16 protein-coding genes are annotated in these 18180 nt (G+C 66.7%); 12 read left to right on the plus strand and 4 right to left on the minus strand.

Annotation, left to right across the window (positions count from 1 at the left end; translation table 11 throughout):
* Positions 1 to 6: 6 nt before the first annotated feature.
* Positions 7 to 372, minus strand: a complete 366-nt coding sequence (locus ACY0I8_RS01970) for a hypothetical protein (protein WP_459941383.1) — start codon at positions 370 to 372, stop codon at positions 7 to 9.
* A gap of 125 nt (positions 373 to 497) precedes the next feature.
* Between ACY0I8_RS01970 and ACY0I8_RS01975 the strand changes: the two genes are divergently transcribed.
* Entirely contained in the window at positions 498 to 929 is a 432-nt protein-coding gene (locus ACY0I8_RS01975; protein ID WP_461393349.1) for a pyrimidine dimer DNA glycosylase/endonuclease V, read from the plus strand.
* Between the two features lie 105 nt (positions 930 to 1034).
* On the opposite strand, the gene ACY0I8_RS01980 is transcribed toward ACY0I8_RS01975, so the two are convergent.
* Entirely contained in the window at positions 1035 to 1424 is a 390-nt protein-coding gene (locus ACY0I8_RS01980) for a type II toxin-antitoxin system VapC family toxin (protein WP_461393350.1), read from the minus strand.
* A complete protein-coding gene (locus ACY0I8_RS01985) occupies positions 1421 to 1696 on the minus strand; it encodes an AbrB/MazE/SpoVT family DNA-binding domain-containing protein (RefSeq protein WP_461393351.1) in 276 nt (91 codons plus the stop codon). The genes ACY0I8_RS01980 and ACY0I8_RS01985 overlap by 4 nt, the downstream gene beginning before the upstream one ends.
* Positions 1697 to 2036: 340 nt before the next feature.
* Between ACY0I8_RS01985 and ACY0I8_RS01990 the strand changes: the two genes are divergently transcribed.
* The 11 genes from ACY0I8_RS01990 to ACY0I8_RS02040 all read left to right on the plus strand — a co-directional run bounded on the left by ACY0I8_RS01990 (position 2037) and on the right by ACY0I8_RS02040 (position 17749).
* Entirely contained in the window at positions 2037 to 3110 is a 1074-nt protein-coding gene (locus tag ACY0I8_RS01990) for a helix-turn-helix domain-containing protein (protein WP_461393352.1), read from the plus strand.
* Positions 3076 to 3576, plus strand: coding sequence for a DUF3368 domain-containing protein (locus ACY0I8_RS01995; RefSeq protein ID WP_461393353.1), 501 nt, complete (start codon positions 3076 to 3078; stop codon positions 3574 to 3576). The genes ACY0I8_RS01990 and ACY0I8_RS01995 overlap by 35 nt, the downstream gene beginning before the upstream one ends.
* Before the next feature lie 664 nt (positions 3577 to 4240).
* Positions 4241 to 5020 (plus strand): 4Fe-4S binding protein, encoded by a 780-nt coding sequence (locus tag ACY0I8_RS02000; protein WP_461393354.1) that lies wholly within the window; start codon positions 4241 to 4243, stop codon positions 5018 to 5020.
* A gap of 949 nt (positions 5021 to 5969) precedes the next feature.
* Positions 5970 to 6422 (plus strand): hypothetical protein, encoded by a 453-nt coding sequence (locus ACY0I8_RS02005; protein WP_461393355.1) that lies wholly within the window; start codon positions 5970 to 5972, stop codon positions 6420 to 6422.
* Positions 6403 to 6756, plus strand: coding sequence for a hypothetical protein (locus ACY0I8_RS02010; protein WP_461393356.1), 354 nt, complete (start codon positions 6403 to 6405; stop codon positions 6754 to 6756). Before ACY0I8_RS02005 ends, ACY0I8_RS02010 begins: the two co-directional genes overlap by 20 nt.
* Positions 6757 to 7826: 1070 nt before the next feature.
* Positions 7827 to 9653: a class I SAM-dependent DNA methyltransferase gene (locus tag ACY0I8_RS02015; RefSeq protein ID WP_461393357.1), complete on the plus strand. Its 1827-nt coding sequence runs from the start codon at positions 7827 to 7829 to the stop codon at positions 9651 to 9653.
* Entirely contained in the window at positions 9643 to 10974 is a 1332-nt protein-coding gene (locus ACY0I8_RS02020; RefSeq protein ID WP_461393358.1) for a restriction endonuclease subunit S, read from the plus strand. Before ACY0I8_RS02015 ends, ACY0I8_RS02020 begins: the two co-directional genes overlap by 11 nt.
* Positions 10971 to 12734 carry an SIR2 family protein gene (locus tag ACY0I8_RS02025; protein ID WP_461393359.1) on the plus strand — a complete coding sequence of 588 codons (1764 nt, stop codon included), beginning with the start codon at positions 10971 to 10973 and terminating at the stop codon, positions 12732 to 12734. The genes ACY0I8_RS02020 and ACY0I8_RS02025 overlap by 4 nt, the downstream gene beginning before the upstream one ends.
* Positions 12735 to 12840: 106 nt before the next feature.
* Positions 12841 to 13590, plus strand: coding sequence for a four helix bundle suffix domain-containing protein (locus tag ACY0I8_RS02030; RefSeq protein ID WP_461393360.1), 750 nt, complete (start codon positions 12841 to 12843; stop codon positions 13588 to 13590).
* Positions 13587 to 16805, plus strand: a complete 3219-nt coding sequence (locus ACY0I8_RS02035) for a type I restriction endonuclease subunit R (RefSeq protein WP_461393361.1) — start codon at positions 13587 to 13589, stop codon at positions 16803 to 16805. The genes ACY0I8_RS02030 and ACY0I8_RS02035 overlap by 4 nt, the downstream gene beginning before the upstream one ends.
* A 29-nt stretch (positions 16806 to 16834) precedes the next feature.
* Positions 16835 to 17749: a DUF4268 domain-containing protein gene (locus ACY0I8_RS02040; protein ID WP_461393362.1), complete on the plus strand. Its 915-nt coding sequence runs from the start codon at positions 16835 to 16837 to the stop codon at positions 17747 to 17749.
* A 97-nt stretch (positions 17750 to 17846) separates the two neighbouring features.
* Here ACY0I8_RS02040 and ACY0I8_RS02045 read toward each other — a convergent pair.
* A partial coding sequence (locus tag ACY0I8_RS02045) for a transposase domain-containing protein (protein WP_461393363.1) occupies positions 17847 to 18180 on the minus strand: 334 nt, incomplete at its 5' end.

The raw sequence follows: 18180 nt of genomic DNA on the forward strand, positions 1-18180 counted from the left end.
GAGGGGTCAGTAGGCCACGGCGACCGGATCTTCCCCGACCCAGGCGTTCGCCACCTCGTGGCCCCGCAGGAGCGGCACCGAGTACGCCCGGGCCTCGCGTCCGCGGCCCACCCCGATCACCCGGAGCCCCGGCGGGGGCGGCGGGACGGGCTCCCGGAGCCCGTCGTCGGTGAGGGGGACGAAGGCGTCGCGGCCGATGCCGTATTGGAAGCCCTCGGGCCGGAACCCGCGGCGTTCGGCCTCGGTCACCTCCCAGCGCTCGCCCCGCTGGTCCACCAGGAACACCCGGCCCCCCTGCCGCTCCACCTGGGCTCCCGGTGCGCCCGTGGCGGCGAGGACCGCCGCCATTCCCAACACGATGCCCCAACGCATGGTTCTCCTCCCGCGTGAGAGACGCTACCCGGCGTTGGGTCGCCGCCGCGGGGGGAACCTTTCGCCGGCCGGGGAAAGGGAGGAAAACCGATGGGTCGGAAGCACGCGCGGTCGGTGGCACGGCGATGAGGCTCTGGTCGGTGCATCCCCGGTACCTCGACGCCCGGGGGCTCGTGGCCCTGTGGCGGGAGGGGCTCCTGGCGAAGGCCGTGCTCGAGGGGAAGACCCGGGGCTACACCCGCCACCCCCAGCTCCTTCGGTTCCGGGCCCAGCCCGACCCCGTGGCCGCCCTCCAGGCCTACCTCCTGGCCGTCCTCGCCGAGGCCCGGGCCCGGGGGTACCGGTTCGACCCGGGCAAGGTGGACCCCGCGGCCCGGGCCGACCCCATCCCCGTGACCACCGGCCAGCTCCGGTACGAGTGGGACCACCTGCTCCGAAAGCTCGCGGTCCGGGACCCCGAGCGGCACCGGTTGCTGCACCCCCTCTCCGACATCGAACCCCACCCCGCCTTCCGCCCCGTGCCGGGCCCGGTGGAGCCCTGGGAGGTCAGGAAGTAGGCACGCGCCGCCGCTGCCGGGCCGGGCGTGGGGTCGGGCGGAACCCGCCCACGGGGCGGGGCAAACGACAACCAACTGGATGGCGCTCCCCCCCGGCGGCGACGCTCACAGGAGCCGCACGGGCCGCTCCAGCCCACGGGCCAGCCGTTCAAACCGGCGGTCGAAGGTGAAGAATTCGTCCGCGTCGGAACTCGACGAAAGATGCAAAGCGTCGGCGAGATCCATTCCGCCGTCGTACAGGTCGAGCGCCTCCGCCACCCGTTCGGCATCCTCCACGACCACATTGGGTAGGCCGAGCACGTGGAGCAACGCGTTCCTCACGTTCTCCCGTGGCAGCCCGTAAACGGCCCTCAACACCCACTCCGTCTCCAGCACCACGGTCTTCGGAACAAAGACATCCCGGGCGTGTTTCAGTAGTTCGAACGCCCGGGCCGCCTGGGCCGGGTCGTCGTTCGTCACGTACCGAACGAGCACATGGGTTTCGACCGCAATCACCGTTCCTCACTCCCGCCGCGAGGCCAAACCTTCTGCAACTCGGCTGCGATTCCTTCCTCCATCTCTTCGACGGTCTTCGGGGGCCCGTGGTAGCCCGCGCAACCCAACCCGTCTTCCAGGCGCGTGGTGCGAAACGGCTTGCGGGGCATCAAGAGGATCCCGGGCCCCTTTTCCTCGATGACGAACTCCGTGCCCGGCTCCCAACGGCGCGCCTGCCGGATGTGTTTCGGGATGACGATCTGCCCCTTGCTGGACAGTCGGGTTGTGTCCATGGCGGTCCTCCGCTCCGGTAAGATTCGATCTTTCGAACCTAGCGCCCTCGGGCGGCCCGTCAATCTCCGTGCCGCCCCGTCATGGGTTTCGGCCTGGGCGGCGCCTTTGCCGGCAACCCGTGCCCGGTGGTCCGGGAGCCTGGCTGCCGGGATGCCCGCGCACGCTGCGGCTACCCTGCGGCCTGCCCGCGGGGGGCTGCCCTTCAGCCCAAACCCGACCTCGCTAGCCCGCCTCGTCCAACCGACGGACACCGGCCGGACGTTCGACGGTCCGATCTGCGCCTTCCGGTTTACAAGAAGGCAATACAGCGGCATAGTGTAAACCAACCGGAGGAGCGACATGGCAATCGGAGAGCGGATCAAAGCGGCTCGGCGGAGGGCGGGCATCAGCCAGCGGGAGCTGGCCGAGAGGGCCGGCGTGAGCGCGATGGCGATCTCGAAGTACGAACGCGGCCTGGCCGTGCCCCGTTCGGGTGTGTTGATCCAACTGGCACGGGCGCTAGACGTAAAGGTCGAATTTTTGCTGAGGCCCCAAACCATCCGCCTTGCCCCGCCGGAATACCGTCGCCGACTGGCTCTCGGGAAAAAGCACCGGCAGGCGGTCTTGGAACAGGTGCGCGAGTGGCTCGAACGATACGTCGCGGTGGAGCGGCTCTTCGCTCCGGACGAGACGCCCCTGTTCGCCATCCCGGACGACTGGAGCCGCCTGGTGGAGCGCCCCGAGGATGCAGAGCTGGCTGCCGAAGGGCTCCGAGAGGCATGGGCGTTGGGGCAGGGCCCGTTGGACAACCTGCCCGAACTCCTCGAAGACAAGGGCGTAAAGGTCGGGCTGGTAGACGCGCCCGAGGACTTCGACGCCCTCACGGTCTGGGCGAACGACGAGATTCCGGTGATCGTGGTGAAGCGAGGGGTTCCCGGAGACCGACAACGCTTCAGCCTGGCCCACGAGCTGGGTCATCTGCTACTCGAGCCGGCGGACACCCGCAGCGCGGAACGAACGGTGAACCGCTTCGCCGGGGCCTTCCTGGTGCCGCGGTGTGCGGTCTACCGAGAGTTGGGACAAAAGCGGGACCGGTTGGATTTTCACGAACTCCACTTGCTCAAACATAAATACGGCCTGAGCATGCAGGCCTGGATCTACAGGGCCAAAGATCTCGGGGTCGTCTCGGAGTCTGTGGCCCGACGCCTCTTCGCGGAATTCCGAAAACGGGGGTGGCACCACACGGAGCCTGGAGACGCGTTTCCCTCGGAAGAACCCCAACGCCTGAAGCGTCTGGTGGTACGCGCTCTGACGGAGGATCTGATCTCCGAAGCGCGAGCCGAGGAGCTGTTGGGCATGCCCCTCCCCGAGTTCTGGCGTCGCGAAGCCGAGCAGCACGATGGGTTCCCCCTCAGCCTCGGTATGGGTGCTTGACGCCAACGTGCTGATCGATCTGCACCGGGGAGGCGTGCTCGATGCGGTCTTCCGGCTCGGGGTTTCCCTAGCCGCGCCGGATGTTGTCGTCGCCGAACTGCGGGTGCCGGACGGAGCCGCTCTCCTGGGCATGGGCCTCGCGAGCCTCGAACTCTCGCCGGAGCAGGTGCGGGAAGTGGCCGAACTGATCCCCAGGTATCCTGGCGCGTCCACCAATGACATCTTCGCCCTGGTGCTAGCGAAGGCGTTGGCCGCTCCCCTCCTCACAGGAGATAGGCACCTCCGGCGAGCCGCGGAGGACCAAGGTGTCGCCGTCCATGGCACCCTGTGGCTTCTGGACGAGATGGTGCGGGCCGGCGTGATTCGCAAGTCCCAAGCCGCAAACGCTCTGACCAGGATGCTCGCCCACGGGCGTCGACTGCCCAAAGGCGAATGTGAACGGCGGCTCCGCGCGTGGGCCAGGTGAGCCGGGGGGAAGCCCCCTCCAGCGCACACGTCGGAGGCACCCCCACGCGCGGCGCCTCCGGGGCCTGGAAAACGAGCACCGCTCACGCAGCGCCCCGGGCCGCGCCGCGGCTCACGGAGTTTCCAAGTAACTTCGGCTAGGCGGCTGGGCTGCTCGGCAGCTAGGCGGCTAAGGCCATTCGGGATTCCGGCAACATCACGCCAGCCAATCGGTGGGAGCGGCTGCCGTATCAGGGGCCAGAATTCAGAAGTCAGAGGCCAGAGAACCCCTTGTCTTCTGTCGTCTGTCCGCGGACTCCTGACACGGTCGCCGCTCCCACCCCCAAACCCTGACGCGGACGTTACTGTCCTGCGTACTGGGGCCCCAAAGGAGCCCTGAGGAGCTTTCGACTCCCTGGGCGCCGTGCCGCGGCGATGGCTTGACGCCGGAGAGCGGAGGGTTCATTCGCGTGGATGAACGGGATCGGATCCGAGGCCTAGAGACACAGTTGCGGCAAGCCCTCGTGGAGTGCGAGCAGCTTCGGAAGGAGAACGAGCGGCTCCGATCCCGGGCGGCACCGGTTGCTGCGCTCCCTCTCCCACATCGAGCCCCACCCCGCCTTCCGCCCCGTGCCGGGCCCGGTGGAGCCCTGGGAGGTCAGGACGCGAAGTGAGGAGGCCTCGCCGTGAAGGAACCGCCCGCCCCCTCCCCCGCCGAGATCGTCGCGGCGGCCCGGGCGTGCGGGGCCGATCTGGCCGGGATCGCGGCCCTGGCCGACCTGCGGGCCTCGCCCTCCCATGAGGCCTGGCCCCGGCTGGGGCCTTACGACGGGGTGGGCACGGTGGAACCCGGCGACGGGGACCGGAGCAGGGTGCGCTGGCCCGAGGGGGCCCGGTCGGTGGTGGTCCTGGCGGTGGCCCACCCCGAGGCCGAGCCCCACCTGGACGCCTGGCACCGGGACCGGAGAGGGGGCACCGAGGGAAACCAGAAGCTCATCGAGGCGGCCCTGGGCCTCGCCCGGTGGCTCGGGAAGCGGGGCGTGGCGGCCACGCCGCTTCCCTACCACGTCGAGCGGGGCGGGCTCTTCCTCAAGGACGCCGCCGTGCTCGCCGGGCTCGGGTGCCTGGGCCGGAACAACCTGCTCGTGACCCCGGCCTTCGGCCCGCAGGTCCGGCTTCGGGCCGTGGCCGTGGAGCCGGCCCTTGCCCCCACCGGTCCCTCGCGGTTCGACCCCTGCGCTGGCTGCCCCGCCCCCTGCCGGTCCGCCTGCCCGCAGGGGGCGTTCCGGACGCGGATGTACAACCCCCGCGAGGTGGGGGTGGCCGAGCTGCCGGGCCGCGACGGCTCGTACGACCGAATGGCCTGCAACCTTCGCATGCGCGCCGACGAGGCCGCGGCCGGCGGCGGCCCGGTGTACTACTGCCGCCGGTGCGAGTTCGCCTGCCCCGTGGGCCGGGAACCCTGATCCCCGGAACCCCGGGACGGTGGCGGCCCCGAAGCCCCCGCCGCATGCGCCCGGGGCGCCACGGCCTCTTCCCGGGGCTCGATTTTCCGGGGGCCCGCGGTGAGATCGATTCCGTGGGGATAAAGCACCTGGAGGACCTTGCCCACCTGGGCCGTGGGCTTACCCCGTTCGAGTTCCGAGAGAAAGCGGACGCCGACGTTGCACACCGCCGCGGCGTCCTCGAGACGGAGACCCTGGCGCCTTCGCGCGGCGCGAACGACCGCGCCGAGTTCTTCCGTGGTCCGGATCCGGGGCGGTTCGATCATGGCGGCCATCCCTGTAACGCCGGCTAAGAGGTTCGGCGGCGTGAACCGGTCGGAGCCTTCTCCCCCAAGCGCCTCTTGGTCGCCGGACGCAGGCCAAACCGCCGCGTGGGCACCGCGTATCTCGTCGGGAACTATGCCGATCGGGAAAACAAGGGACCGGCGGGCGACAAAAGGAGCTTCGTTTTCCCGCTCGGGATATTCCAGCGCCGCCGTCCCCCCGGAGCTCCTTCGTCTGGGCGGCGCCGGCCACCGAGTCCGGGAGGAAATCGGAAAGCGGACGGAATGCGATCGGAACGTGTGGACGGCATCGCCCGGAACCGGTGGACGGCATGCCGTCGGAATCGGTGGCCGGCTTGACCCGGTGCACGCAGGCACTCCGGCAACCCCACCGCCATAACTTTATAACCTGTCGGCGTCCCATCCACCCAACAGGGGCAAACAAAACGGCCCGGGAGGCGTCGCGCCCGCCCGGGCCGTTCGCGCCTCGGCAGAGCCACCACAATATCTCGCGTGCACCGCGTGCCGACCACTAGATTTTCGGTCTTGTCTTCCGCCGCGCTTCCGTTACTCTACGGGCTGCTAAAGCGCGGGGAGAACGGCGCCGATCGGAAAACAGGGAAAACCCTCAAACCGGGAGAAACGCCATGCCTGCCCAGGCGAATCATGCGGCGCACGAAGAGCTGCTCAGGGCTCTGGCGGGCAAGGAAGAGTCCGTCGGACATCTGGCGTCGAGGATTCGCGGCGTCGAGGCGAAAATCGACATTGCGATCCTGGTCGTGAAGCTCTGGTTGCACACCCGGAGCGTGACCAAGCTCCTGGACCGCGCCGAGCGTCAGGGCTGCATCGGGTGCAGCCATCGCTGCGGCTTCGTGGTTCAGAAAAGGCTCACGGCCATGGCGCGGAACCTGCGCCGGGCCGTCGAGAACCCGAGATTCGCCTTGCTCCCGGCCCCGTTGCGGCGTCTTTGGCTCGACGCGTGCCACCGCATCGAGGACAAGCTCGAAACCTACTGGATCGCGTCCGACGACGAGATCCTCGATTTGGCGGGAGCCGTGGCCGACAAGATGAAGCGCCGCCATGCCGCGGGTGGCGTGTGAACGGCCGGAGGCCTTCGAGCGGCGGCTGCGGAAGGTCCTCAAGAAATACCCGAAAGCCGAAAAGGAAATCGACAAGGAGATCCTGGCGGTCATCCGGAAACCGGACATCGGCGACCGGATACCTGGATTCGGGGACCTCAGGCTCCACAAACTGCGGATCGGCCTCAAAGCGTACGGCATCGGCAAGAGCGGCGGACTCCGCCTCATCTACCTGCACGTTCCGGGCGTCGGGATCACCCTCGTCACGATCTACGCCAAACCCGATTACCGTGGGGAGCACGAAGTGAGGGCCGACATCCGGGCGGCCCTGCGCGAGATTCTGGCCGACCCGTGAGAGGGCGGAACAGGCAGCAAGGGACGCAGATTGGCGTCCGCTTCAGGGCCGCGCCCTTGCGTCGCGGCATATGCGGGAGGACGGGACGTTGACAGGTTATAAAGGTTTGGGGGTTCCGCCCGGCTCCGGATTGGGGACGGGAGCGCCACAGAGTCGTGAGCCGTGCGGGAGGACGGGACGTTGACAGGTTATAAAGGTTTGGGGGTTCCGCCCGGCTCCGGATTGGGGACGGGAGCGCCACAGAGTCGTGAGCCGGGTGCCGGTCCAGGAGGCAAATCCACGCCACCGTGCCGATAGCGATGGTCGAACCCGGTGGGATGTCTTCCGGGTCACTCGGCCCATTCCTCCCGCTCCACCCGGTCCCCGCCCGCCTGAAACACAACCGGCACTTTTTCTTTCCGGCCTGGCCGGAAACCGGCAAGATTTCTTTCCAGTTGCCCACGAGGACGGCTTTGTGGCTCTCCGTTTACCTCTTCCGCGTCGCGGAGGGTTCGGAATGGTTCGGGGCCGGAGCGGGTGCGTCGCCGGAGTTGAGCGGATGCCCGGAGCAGGCCGTCGGCACACCGTGGTCTTCGGCCGCGACGGGCCGTAGCACCGCCACCGGCACCCCGCTCCGGGTGATGGTGATCGATTCCCCCCCGCTCCACGGCCCGGAGAAGCCCCGGGAACCTGGCTTTCGCCTCCGACACCCCGACCTGTTCCGCCATTTCGCCTCCTCCGGGAACGAGCGGTAACGGCTCCACCGCATCCCCGAAGGCCCACGAGAGCAAAGATCATCCCATAGCCGCATCCGTCGCTGCGGTTGGGTGCCCCCCTGCCTTCGCCCCTGCTGGGGGAGCGACACGCCGGACAGGATCTGTCCGGTGTGTGGCGTATCCTTGCCCATTCCCGCCCGGCCGGCGTTGCCCCTGCGGGCCGGGGCGGGGTAGGATGCGGCCGCCACCTGGGAGGAGGGGGTTCGGGTGAACGCGAAGGTTTTCAGCGCATGAATCGAACGGCCTCGCAGGGCGGGCTTCGGTCCCGCCGGCGGGGCCGTTGTTCGTTGGGGACACGAAGTCCGGAGGATACCCATGGCCATGGAGGCGGAGAAGACCCGGTTCCTGGAGGTGCTGCGAGAACTCGGCGGCCGCGCGGGGAACCAGGCGATGCTCGAGCGGCTCGGCTGGCCCCCGGCCCGCTACGTGGCGGTGCGCGACATGCTCATCACCGACGGCCTGGTGGAGAGGGGCCGCGGCAGGGGCGGGTCGGTGCGGCTGGTGGAGGGGTCCGAAGCTGGGCCGTCGAAGGGGCCCCAAACCCAGGAGCAGAAGGCCGCGCGGTCGTCAGGTGGCGGCCGCAAGCCGGCGAAGCAAAAGCAAGGCGGCAACGGGGCGAACCTGGGCTTCGAGAACAAGCTCTGGGAAATGGCCGACAAGCTCCGGGGCCACATGGACGCCTCGGAGTACAAACACGTGGTGCTTGGGCTCATCTTCCTCAAGTACATCTCCGACTCCTTCCAACAGAAGTACGAGGAACTCAAGGCCAAACAGGAGACCGAGTTCGCCGACCCGGAGGACCGCGACGAGTACCGTGCGGACAGGGTGTTCTGGGTGCCCCCCGACGCCCGGTGGGAGAAGATTCAGGCCGCCGCGCCCCAGCCCACCATCGGCCGGGTGATCGACGAGGCCATGGCCGCCATCGAGCGCGAGAACCCGACCCTGAAGGGGGTGCTCCCCAAGGACTACTCGCGACCCACGCTCGACAAGGTGCGCCTGGGCGAACTCGTCAAGCTCGTGGGCGACATCGACCTCAAGGCCAAAGAGTCCGGGGTGAAGGATCCCCTGGGCCGGGTGTACGAGTACTTCCTCGGCCGGTTCGCGGCGGCCGAGGGCAAGGGCGGCGGGGAGTTCTACACGCCCCAGTGCGTGGTGCAGCTCCTCGTCGAGATGATCGAGCCTTACAGCGGCCGTGTGTACGACCCCTGCTGCGGCTCGGGGGGCATGTTTGTGCAATCCGAAAAGTTCGTCGAGGCTCACGGGGGCAAACTGGGCGACATCGCCATCTATGGCCAGGAGTCGAACCCCACCACCTGGCGGCTCGCCAAGATGAACCTGGCCATCCGCCGCATCGACGCCAACCTCGGCCCCCACCACGCCGACACGTTCCACAACGACCTGCACAAGGACCTACGAGCCGATTACCTGCTGGCCAATCCGCCCTTCAACATGAGCGACTGGGGCGGCGAGCGCCTCAGCGACGATCCCCGCTGGAAGTACGGCGTGCCGCCCGCGGGCAACGCCAACTACGCCTGGATCCAGCACTTCATCTACCACCTGGCCCCGAACGGCATCGCCGGCTTCGTCATGGCCAACGGCTCGCTCTCCACCTCCACCAACGCGGAACTCGCCATCCGCAAGGGCATCGTCGAGGACGACCTGGTGGACTGCATCGTGGCCCTTCCCGGCCAGCTCTTCTACACCACGCAAATCCCGGTCTGCCTGTGGTTCGTCACCCGCAACAAGAAGGCCGACCCCAAACGCGGCTACCGCGACCGCCCGGGCGAGACGCTCTTCATCGACGCCCGCCGGATGGGGCAACTGGTGGACCGGGTCCACCGGGAACTGACCCAGGAAGAGATTCGCGAGATCGCCGATGTGTACCACGCGTGGAAGAAGGGCGAGGGCTACGAGGACAAGCCCGGTTGGTGGAAGTCGGCCTCCCTCGACGACATTCGCCAGCACGACTACGTGCTCACGCCGGGGCGATACGTTGGAGTGGAGGAGCAGGAAGACGACGGCGTGCCGTTCGAGCAGAAGATGGCCGACCTGACCACGAAGCTCTTCGAGCAGTTCGAGGAAGCCCGGCGGCTAGAGGCAGAAATCAAGAAGAACTTGGAGGTGCTGGGTTATGGGGGGTGAAGTGTCCTTCGGCGATGCGGCAGTGCTTGTTAGAGACGTTGTCCAGCCTGAGGAGGCGCCCGATCTTCCCTACATCGGACTCGAACACATGGAGCAGGGGTCCCTGAGACTCGCCGGATGGGGAACGGCCTCGGACGTCGCCAGTGCGAAATTCCTGTTTCAAAAGGGAGATATTCTCTTCGGGAAGCTGCGCCCCTATTTCCGCAAGGTGGTACGCGCACCCTTCGACGGCATCTGTTCGACAGACATCTGGGTTGTTCGCGCAAAGCCTGGGTTTGACCAAGGCTACTTGTTTTACTGGATGGCCGCACAGGATTTCGTGGACTTTGCGAGTGGCGGCGCCGAGGGCACACGAATGCCTCGGGCGAAGTGGGTCTATGTAGAACAGTTCACGAGACTAAGGCTAGAACTCCAGGAACAACGCGCCATCGCCCACATCTTGGGCACGCTGGACGACAAGATTGAGCTGAACCGGCGGATGAACGAGACGCTGGAGGCCATGGCCCAGGCGCTGTTCAAGAGCTGGTTCGTGGACTTCGACCCGGTGGTGGTGAACGCCCTGCGCGCGGGCAACCCCATCCCCGAGAAATTCGCCGCCCGCGCCGCCCACTACCGCGAGAACCCCAACGCCCTCGGCCTGCCCGACGAAATCCTCCGCCTCTTCCCCGCCCGCTTCGTGGATTCCGAACTGGGGCCGATTCCCGAGGGGTGGGAGGTGAACCGTTTGCCGGAACTCATCGAAGTGAATCCGCGTCGCTCGCTCCGAAAAGGCGAAGTGGCACCGTATCTTGCCATGGCGCACATGCCGACGCGTGGTCACATCCCGGATAGGGTGATAGAGCGCCCGTTCGGATCGGGCACGCGATTTATGAATGGCGACACGTTGGTAGCACGTATCACGCCGTGCTTGGAGAATGGCAAAACAGCGTACGTTGACTTCCTCCAAGAAGGGCAGGTCGGATGGGGCTCAACCGAATACATCGTCTTGCGACCAAAGGCTCCTCTCCCAGAGGAGTTCGCATACTGCCTTGCTCGAAGCGAGGCTTTCCGAGAGTTTGCGATCCAGAGTATGACAGGGTCCAGTGGGCGGCAGCGTGTTCCCGCTGAATCGCTCTTTCACTACCCGCTGATCTCCCCCACAGAGCAAGTCGCCAACTGTTTTGGAACGTTTGTCCGGCCCTTATTCGTCCGGGTGAATGCCGCTGCCCGGGAATCTGGCACCCTCTCCTCCCTCCGCGACACCCTTCTCCCCAAACTCATCTCTGGAGAGCTGCGCGTGAAGGATGCTGAGCGGTTTCTTCGTGAGGTGGAAGCGGCATGATCGACCAGTTGCATTCCCTTGCCTTTTCCATCCAGGCGAATCCCGGTGTTTATGCCTTATTGCTTGGCTCGGGCGTCTCGCGCTCCGCGAGAATCCCGACTGGCTGGGAAATCACGCTAGATCTGGTGCGCAAGTTGGCCGAGGTGGCCGGCGAGCCCTGCGGCCCAGACCCCGCCCTGTGGTACCGCGAACGGTACGGCGAGGAGCCCGACTATTCCGAACTGCTGGACGAACTCGCCAAGACACCGGCCGAGCGTCAGCAACTACTGCGCGGTTATTTGGAACCTTCGGAAGAGGAACGCGCTGAGGGCATCAAGGCGCCTACTGCTGCGCACCGGGCCATAGCCAGTCTCGCGGCGAAGGGTTATATCCGTGTCATCATTACCACTAATTTTGACCGCCTGATGGAGACGGCGTTGGCCGACGCGGGGGTCGTCCCGACCGTGCTCAGTTCGCCAGATCAAGTGCATGGCGCCATGCCCCTCATCCACACCAGATGCTCTGTACTCAAGGTGCATGGCGACTACTTAGACACCCGCATCCGGAACACGCCCGCCGAGCTGGGATCCTACCCTCAAGAATTCAACGCGCTGTTGAACAGGATACTCGACGAATTTGGCCTGATCGTCTGCGGGTGGTCAGCTGAATGGGATACCGCTTTGCGAGCCGCCCTCGAACGCGCGGTTTCCCGCCGTTTTTCCCACTTCTGGGCCGTACGGGGCGAGCCGAGCGATTCGGCGAAGCGCTTGATCGAACACCGGCAAGCACAGATCATCCGCATTGCGGATGCAGACAACTTCTTCACCGACCTGGCGCGCCTTGTCGAGGCGCTGGATCAGTTCTCGCGACCGCACCCTTTGTCGACCGAAGCCGCGGTCGCCAGCCTCAAAGGATATCTCGCTGAACCCAAACATCGCATCCGCCTTGCCGATCTGGTCGGCGGGGAAGTGGAAAGGGTGCTTGACACGACTTCGAGTCCTTCGTTCGCTCTGCGAGGCGGGCCGACGCCGGATACGGATACCTTTACTGCGCGGGTTCGCGCCTACGAGGCCGCCTGCGAGACACTGATTGCCATGGGCGTGGTGGGTGGTTACTGGGTAGAGGATTGGCACCACGCCACGTGGCGGTCCGCGTTGACCCGGTTGGCAATACGGCGTGGAGAAGCGGGCTACACCGTCTGGATTGAGTTGCAGCGCTATCCGGCAACTTTGCTTCTTTACAGCCTCGGCGTTGGCGCGATTGAAGCGGGTGAGCGGGGATTGCTTTTTCTGGGAAATCTGTTCGACACCCCTGTCCATCGGGAGCATAGAGAAGACAAAGCTGCCGTCGAGCTGCTGCCGGCGTTCTGTCTCTTCGATGATGGCAGAAAGCCCGCGAAGTTCCTCGAAGGCATGGAACGGCGTTATGCCCCTCTCAATGATTGGATTCACGCGTTGCTGCAACCTCGGTTCCGAGGTCTCATCCCGTCTGAATCGAGATTCACCTATTCCTTCGACAAATTAGAAGTCCTGATGGCGCTCAGCTACGCCTATCACGCGGAACGAGCCAAGGAGTGGTATTGGGCGCCACCGGGATGCTATGGCTATAGGCACGACAACCGTGACCGTATTTTGAAGGAGCTTCGTGCTTCTCTCGACAGTCAAGGCGACAAATCGGCTTATGTCAGAAGCGGCGCCTTTGGACACTCTGTCGAGGAATGCCGCGCTGGCTTGGACGCATTTGCCGACTGGGCGCAGGAGTTCCATCGGAGATGGTGGTAGGCGCCATATTCCGGTCCACTGCCGCCCTGCGCGGTAGGCCGTTGCCCAACGGCATGATTGGTGAACTGCGCCTGCCAGACGTGGAAAAAATTCTGGAGACCGCCGCATGAACCAGCGCGGGAATATCCGCGGAGGCCGGCGGGGGGAGGCAACGCGCCCGGATGCCGCGGACGCTCCTCTGATCCCGAAGCACGGCGGCTACCGAAAGCTCAAGAGCTTTCAGGTGGCGCAGCTCATCTACGACGTCACCGTCCGGTTCTGCGACCTCTACATCGAGCGCCGGAGTCGCACGCGCGACCAGATGGTACAGGCGGCACGGTCGGGAACCCAGAACATCGCCGAGGGATCCGTGGCCTCGGGCACGTCGAAAAAGATGGAGCTGAAACTGACGCAGGTAGCCAGGGCGAGCCTCGAAGAACTGCGGCTCGACTACGAGGACTTTCTGCGCCAGCGGGGGCTGCCCAAGCTGGAGCCGGACCATCCGGCACTGGTGCGGTTCAAGTCCCTGAAGCCCAGCACGTTGGACGAGGTCCGGGCCTGGGTGGCGGATGAGCGGCGGAGGGCTCGAGGTGGCACCAAGCTCCCCGACGGCCACGGACGTGCAAGGACTGCCACGGACGGGGCGAGAACCCAAGAGGGTCCCCGCGGAGCGTCGGTGCCCGTCCGTGAGGGTCCGTGCGGGTCCCTGCCTTCGGCCTGTCTGGTGGCCAATGCCGCGCTGTCGCTGCTGAACCTGGCCTGCCATCTCCTGGACCGGCAAGTCGAGCGGCTGGCCCGGGATTTCGAGCGGGAGGGCGGTTTTACGGAGCGCCTCTACCGGCACAGGAAGCGGGCGCAACGGCGGAGCAAGCCATGACCCAACTCACCGAAAACCACGTCGAACAACTGGCCTTGGACGAGCTCCAGGCCCTGGGCTGGCAGACGGCTTTCGGACCGGACATCGCGCCCGACGGCGCACGGCCGGAACGGGAGAGCTACGCCGACGTGGTGCTCACAAGCCGCCTTCGCGAGGCGTTGGCGCGCATCAATCCGCGCATGCCGTCCGTGGCCCTCGACGAGGCCCTGCGCAGGGTGCTCACGCCGGAGAGCCCGGCGCTCATCGAGAACAACCGGCGCTTCCACCGGATGCTCACCGACGGCGTGGACGTCTCCTGGATGGGCGCGGAAGGGGAGCGCCACGGCAAGGTGTGGCTGCTGGACGTGGAGCACCCGGACCGGAACGACTGGCTCGCGGTCAACCAGTTCACGGTGGTGGAGAGCGGGCACACCCGGCGGCCCGACCTGGTGTTGTTCGTCAACGGGCTTCCGCTCGTCGTGCTCGAGTTCAAGAACGTCGCCGACGAGCAGGCCACGCTGCGCAGGGCGTTCAACCAGCTCCAGACCTACAAGCGGGAGATACCCGGCCTGTTCGTATACAACGCGCTCTGCGCGATCTCCGACGGCATGCAGGCCCGGTTCGGCACCCTGACCTCGGGCTGGGACCGGTTCATGCCCTGGCGCACGATCGACGGGACCGACCTCTATCGGGAGCCGGGGAACGACAAGCAGTCCGAGGGCGTGCCGAAACCGGGTCTTCAGGTGCTCCTCCGCGGCCTGTTCGACCGCGCCCGGTTCCAGGACTACGTGCTCAACTTCATCACGTTCGAGGACAACGGCGGGGGCACGGACGGCATCGCCAAAAAGGCCGCCGGGTACCACCAGTACCACGCCGTGAACCAGGCGCTCGCCTCCACGCTCATGGCCTGCGGCATCGACGCCGATGCCGGCGCCCTCTACGCCCGGTTCGAGGAGGCGGAGCGCGGCGACCCGTTCCCCGGGTGGGTGAGCGGCGATGACGAGGCCGGCGGATGGATCCGCAAGTTCGGCGACCGCCGGGCCGGGGTGATCTGGCACACCCAGGGTTCGGGGAAAAGCCTCTCGATGGTGTTCTACGCGAGCAAGGTGATCCGGCACCCGGCCATGGAGAACCCCACCATCGTGGTGCTGACCGACCGCAACGACCTCGACAACCAGCTCTTCGCCACCTTCGCCGCCAACCGCCAGATCCTGCGCCAGACCCCGGTGCAGGCGGAGAGCCGGGTGCACCTGCGGAACCTCCTGCAGGTGGCGTCGGGGGGCGTGATCTTCACCACCATCCAGAAGTTCTTCCCCGAGAACCGGGGCGAAGCGCATCCGCTGCTGTCGGCGCGCCGGAACATCGTGGTGATCGCCGACGAGGCCCACCGCAGCCAGTACGACTTCATCGACGGGTTCGCCCGGCACATGCGCGATGCGCTACCCAACGCCTCGTTCATCGGGTTTACCGGCACGCCCATCGAGAAGGACGACCGCAACACCCGGGCGGTGTTCGGCGACTACATCTCGATCTACGACGTGCAGCGCGCCGTGGAGGATGGGGCCACGGTTCCCATCTACTACGAGAGCCGGCTGGCCAAGCTGGAGCTGGACGAGGCCGAAAAGCCCCGGCTCGACGAGGCGTTCGAGGAGATCACCGAAGCCGAGGAGGACGAGGCCCGCAGGCAGCGGCTCCGGACCAAGTGGGCGTCTTTGGAGGCTCTGGTGGGCGCCGAGAAGCGCCTGCGGCTCGTGGCCGAGGACCTCGTGGCCCACTTCGAGCGGCGGCAGGAGGCGCTCTTCGGCAAGGGCATGATCGTGTGCATGAGCCGCCGCATCTGCGTGGCCCTGTACGACGAGATCACGCGGCTACGGCCCGACTGGCACAGCGACGACGACACGAAGGGCAAGATCAAGGTGGTGATGACCGGGTCGGCCGCGGACCCCGCGGCGTGGCAGCCCCACATCCGGAACAAGACGGGCCGGGAACTCCTGGCCCGGCGGTTCAAGGACCCGGACGACGAACTGCAGCTCGTGATCGTGCGCGACATGTGGCTCACGGGCTTCGACGTGCCGTGCCTCCACACGATGTACGTGGACAAGCCCATGAGCGGCCACAACCTGATGCAGGCCATCGCCCGCGTGAACCGCGTGTTCCGCGACAAGCCCGGCGGGCTGGTGGTGGACTACCTCGGGATCGCCGACTCCCTGAAAAAGGCCCTGGCGGTGTACGCCGAGAGCGGCGGCCGGGGAACGGCCGCGGTGGATCAGGAAGAGGCCGTGGCCGTGATGCGGGAGAAGTACGAGGTGGTCCGGGGCATCCTCCACGGCTTCGACTACGAGCGCCTCCTGGGGGCCGCGCCCGCCGAGCGGCTCCAGGGCATCGCCGACGCCATGGACTTCCTGCTCGCGCAGGAGGACGGAAAGCAGCGGTTCCTCTCGGCGGTGGCGGCGTTGTCGAAGGCCTTCGCCCTGGCGGTGCCCCACGAGGCCGCGCTCGCCATCCGGGACGAGGTGGGGTTGTTCCAGGAGATCCGGGCGGCACTGGTGAAGGCCACCGGGGGCCCGGGCGGCCGCACCCCCGAAGAGATGGAGGCGGCCGTGCGTCAGCTCATCTCCCAGGCCGTGGCCGGCGCGGAGGTGGTGGACATCTTCGCCGCGGCGGGCCTGAGCCGGCCGGACATCTCGATCCTTTCGGACGAGTTCCTCGCCGAGGTCCGAAACCTGCCCCAAAAGAACCTGGCCGTGGAGGCCCTTCAAAAACTCCTCCGCGACCAGATCCGGGTGGGGCTGCGAAAGAACGTGGTGCAGGAGCGGGCGTTTTCCGAACTCCTGGAAGAGGCGCTCCGCAAGTACCACAACCGGGTCGTGACGGCGGCCCAGGTGATCGAGGAACTGATCGGGATCGCGAAGCGGTTCCACGAGGCCAAGAAACGGGGGGAACGGCTGGGGCTCACCGAGGACGAGGCCGCCTTTTACGACGCGCTGGCCGCCAACGAGAGCGCGGTGGAGGTGCTGGGGGACGAGACCCTCAAGCAGATCGCCCACGAACTCGTGGACCGGGTGCGCCGGAGCGTGACCGTGGACTGGACGCGGCGCGAGAGCGCCCGGGCACAACTGAGGGTATTGGTAAAACGGATACTCCGCCGGTACGGCTACCCGCCCGACAAGCAGGAGCGGGCCACGGAGCTCGTGCTGGAGCAGACCGAGGTGCTGTGCGAGGACTGGGCGGCGTAGACCGCCAACCGATGACCATGGAGGGACGAATGAACCGGTTACCCATCGGGAGGCTTGTGCGGGTGGACCCGCGGGCCTGCTGGCCGCACGAAGCGCAAGACTTCACCCCCTGGCTCTGCGAAGGGGAGAACCTGATCTGGCTGGGGGAGGCGTTGGGGCTCGATCTGGAGCTGGTGGGGAGCGAAGTGCGCGTAGGCCCGTACCGCGCCGACCTCCTGTGCCGCGACCGGATCGACGGGACCCTGGTTCTCGTGGAGAACCAGTTCGGGTCTGCCGACCACCGGCACCTGGGCCAGATTCTCACCTACGCGGCCGGCCTGGACGCCCTTTGTGTGGTGTGGGTCGCCGAGCGGATCGGCGACGAGCACCGGGCGACCTTGGACTGGCTGAACCGCATCACGGAGGACCGGTTCGCGTTTTTCGGGGTCGAACTCGCCCTGTGGCGGATCGGCGAATCCCCCGTGGCGCCCCGGTTCGAGGTGGTCTGCCGGCCCAACGCCTGGACCCGAGCCGTGCGGCGGGCTTCGGGCGGAGGAGCCTCAGAAGGCCGTTACGCCGACTGGCTGGACTACTGGGAAGGATTCGTGCGGTTCGCCGGAGAGCAGGGAACGGATATTCCGCTCCCCACCCCGGCCGCCCGGAACTGGGTGGAACTGCCCTGGCAGATTCCCGGCATCCGGGTCACGGCGTCTTTCTCCCAGCGATCCCGAGTGTCGAAAATCTTCGTCATCGTCCGGCAGGGTCCCGATGCCGCGGAGCGGTTTGAATCCCTGCGCACGTTAGCCGGGCAGCTCGCGCTAGCGGAAGGCGAGAACCTGGAATGGGGCGAGGACGGCTTTGCGCTCGTTTCCCGCCCGATGTCAAACCTTCCAGCGGACAGCCACGCCTGGATCCTGGAACGGAGCGTCGCCCTTCACGGGATGCTCCGTTCCCCGCCGGGCTGAAGCCGAGGGAGGGGACGGGCTTCAGTGAATGCGGAAACCCCTGCTGGCCAAAACTGGACAGACTTCATTTGAAATGTGGATGTAAAAAGTAAGCGCCTTATAAACCGCCCCCCGGCGCGAGTCGGGCCAACAGGTCTGCCGGCATGTGCTGCGGCAGGAGCACCCGGTACTCCTCCCGCGTCGTCGCCAGCGGTACCCGCTCGAACACGTGCTTCAGGTACCGGTACGGCTCCAGCCCATTGAGTTTGGCCGTCTCGATCAGGCTGTAGAGCGCCGCACTCGCCTTCGCGCCCCCCGGTGTCGCGCTAAACAGCCAGTTCTTCCGCCCCACCACGAACGGCCGGATCGCGTTCTCCGCCAGGTTGTTGTCCGGCGTCAAAAACCCGTGCTCCACGTAGACCACCAGCCGCCGCCATTGCCCCAGCGTGTAG

Source organism: Deferrisoma sp. (genome assembly GCF_054681715.1).

Coding starts and splice junctions, on each gene's coding strand:
- ACY0I8_RS01970 (WP_459941383.1), bottom strand. CDS start 372: ATGCGTTGGGGCATCGTGTTGGGAATGGCGGCGGTCCTCGCCGCCACG.
- ACY0I8_RS02020 (WP_461393358.1), top strand. CDS start 9,643: ATGGGGGGTGAAGTGTCCTTCGGCGATGCGGCAGTGCTTGTTAGAGAC.
- ACY0I8_RS02025 (WP_461393359.1), top strand. CDS start 10,971: ATGATCGACCAGTTGCATTCCCTTGCCTTTTCCATCCAGGCGAATCCC.
- ACY0I8_RS01990 (WP_461393352.1), top strand. CDS start 2,037: ATGGCAATCGGAGAGCGGATCAAAGCGGCTCGGCGGAGGGCGGGCATC.
- ACY0I8_RS01975 (WP_461393349.1), top strand. CDS start 498: ATGAGGCTCTGGTCGGTGCATCCCCGGTACCTCGACGCCCGGGGGCTC.
- ACY0I8_RS02040 (WP_461393362.1), top strand. CDS start 16,835: ATGAACCGGTTACCCATCGGGAGGCTTGTGCGGGTGGACCCGCGGGCC.
- ACY0I8_RS02005 (WP_461393355.1), top strand. CDS start 5,970: ATGCCTGCCCAGGCGAATCATGCGGCGCACGAAGAGCTGCTCAGGGCT.
- ACY0I8_RS01995 (WP_461393353.1), top strand. CDS start 3,076: ATGGGTTCCCCCTCAGCCTCGGTATGGGTGCTTGACGCCAACGTGCTG.
- ACY0I8_RS01985 (WP_461393351.1), bottom strand. CDS start 1,696: ATGGACACAACCCGACTGTCCAGCAAGGGGCAGATCGTCATCCCGAAA.
- ACY0I8_RS02015 (WP_461393357.1), top strand. CDS start 7,827: ATGGCCATGGAGGCGGAGAAGACCCGGTTCCTGGAGGTGCTGCGAGAA.
- ACY0I8_RS02035 (WP_461393361.1), top strand. CDS start 13,587: ATGACCCAACTCACCGAAAACCACGTCGAACAACTGGCCTTGGACGAG.
- ACY0I8_RS02030 (WP_461393360.1), top strand. CDS start 12,841: ATGAACCAGCGCGGGAATATCCGCGGAGGCCGGCGGGGGGAGGCAACG.
- ACY0I8_RS02010 (WP_461393356.1), top strand. CDS start 6,403: ATGCCGCGGGTGGCGTGTGAACGGCCGGAGGCCTTCGAGCGGCGGCTG.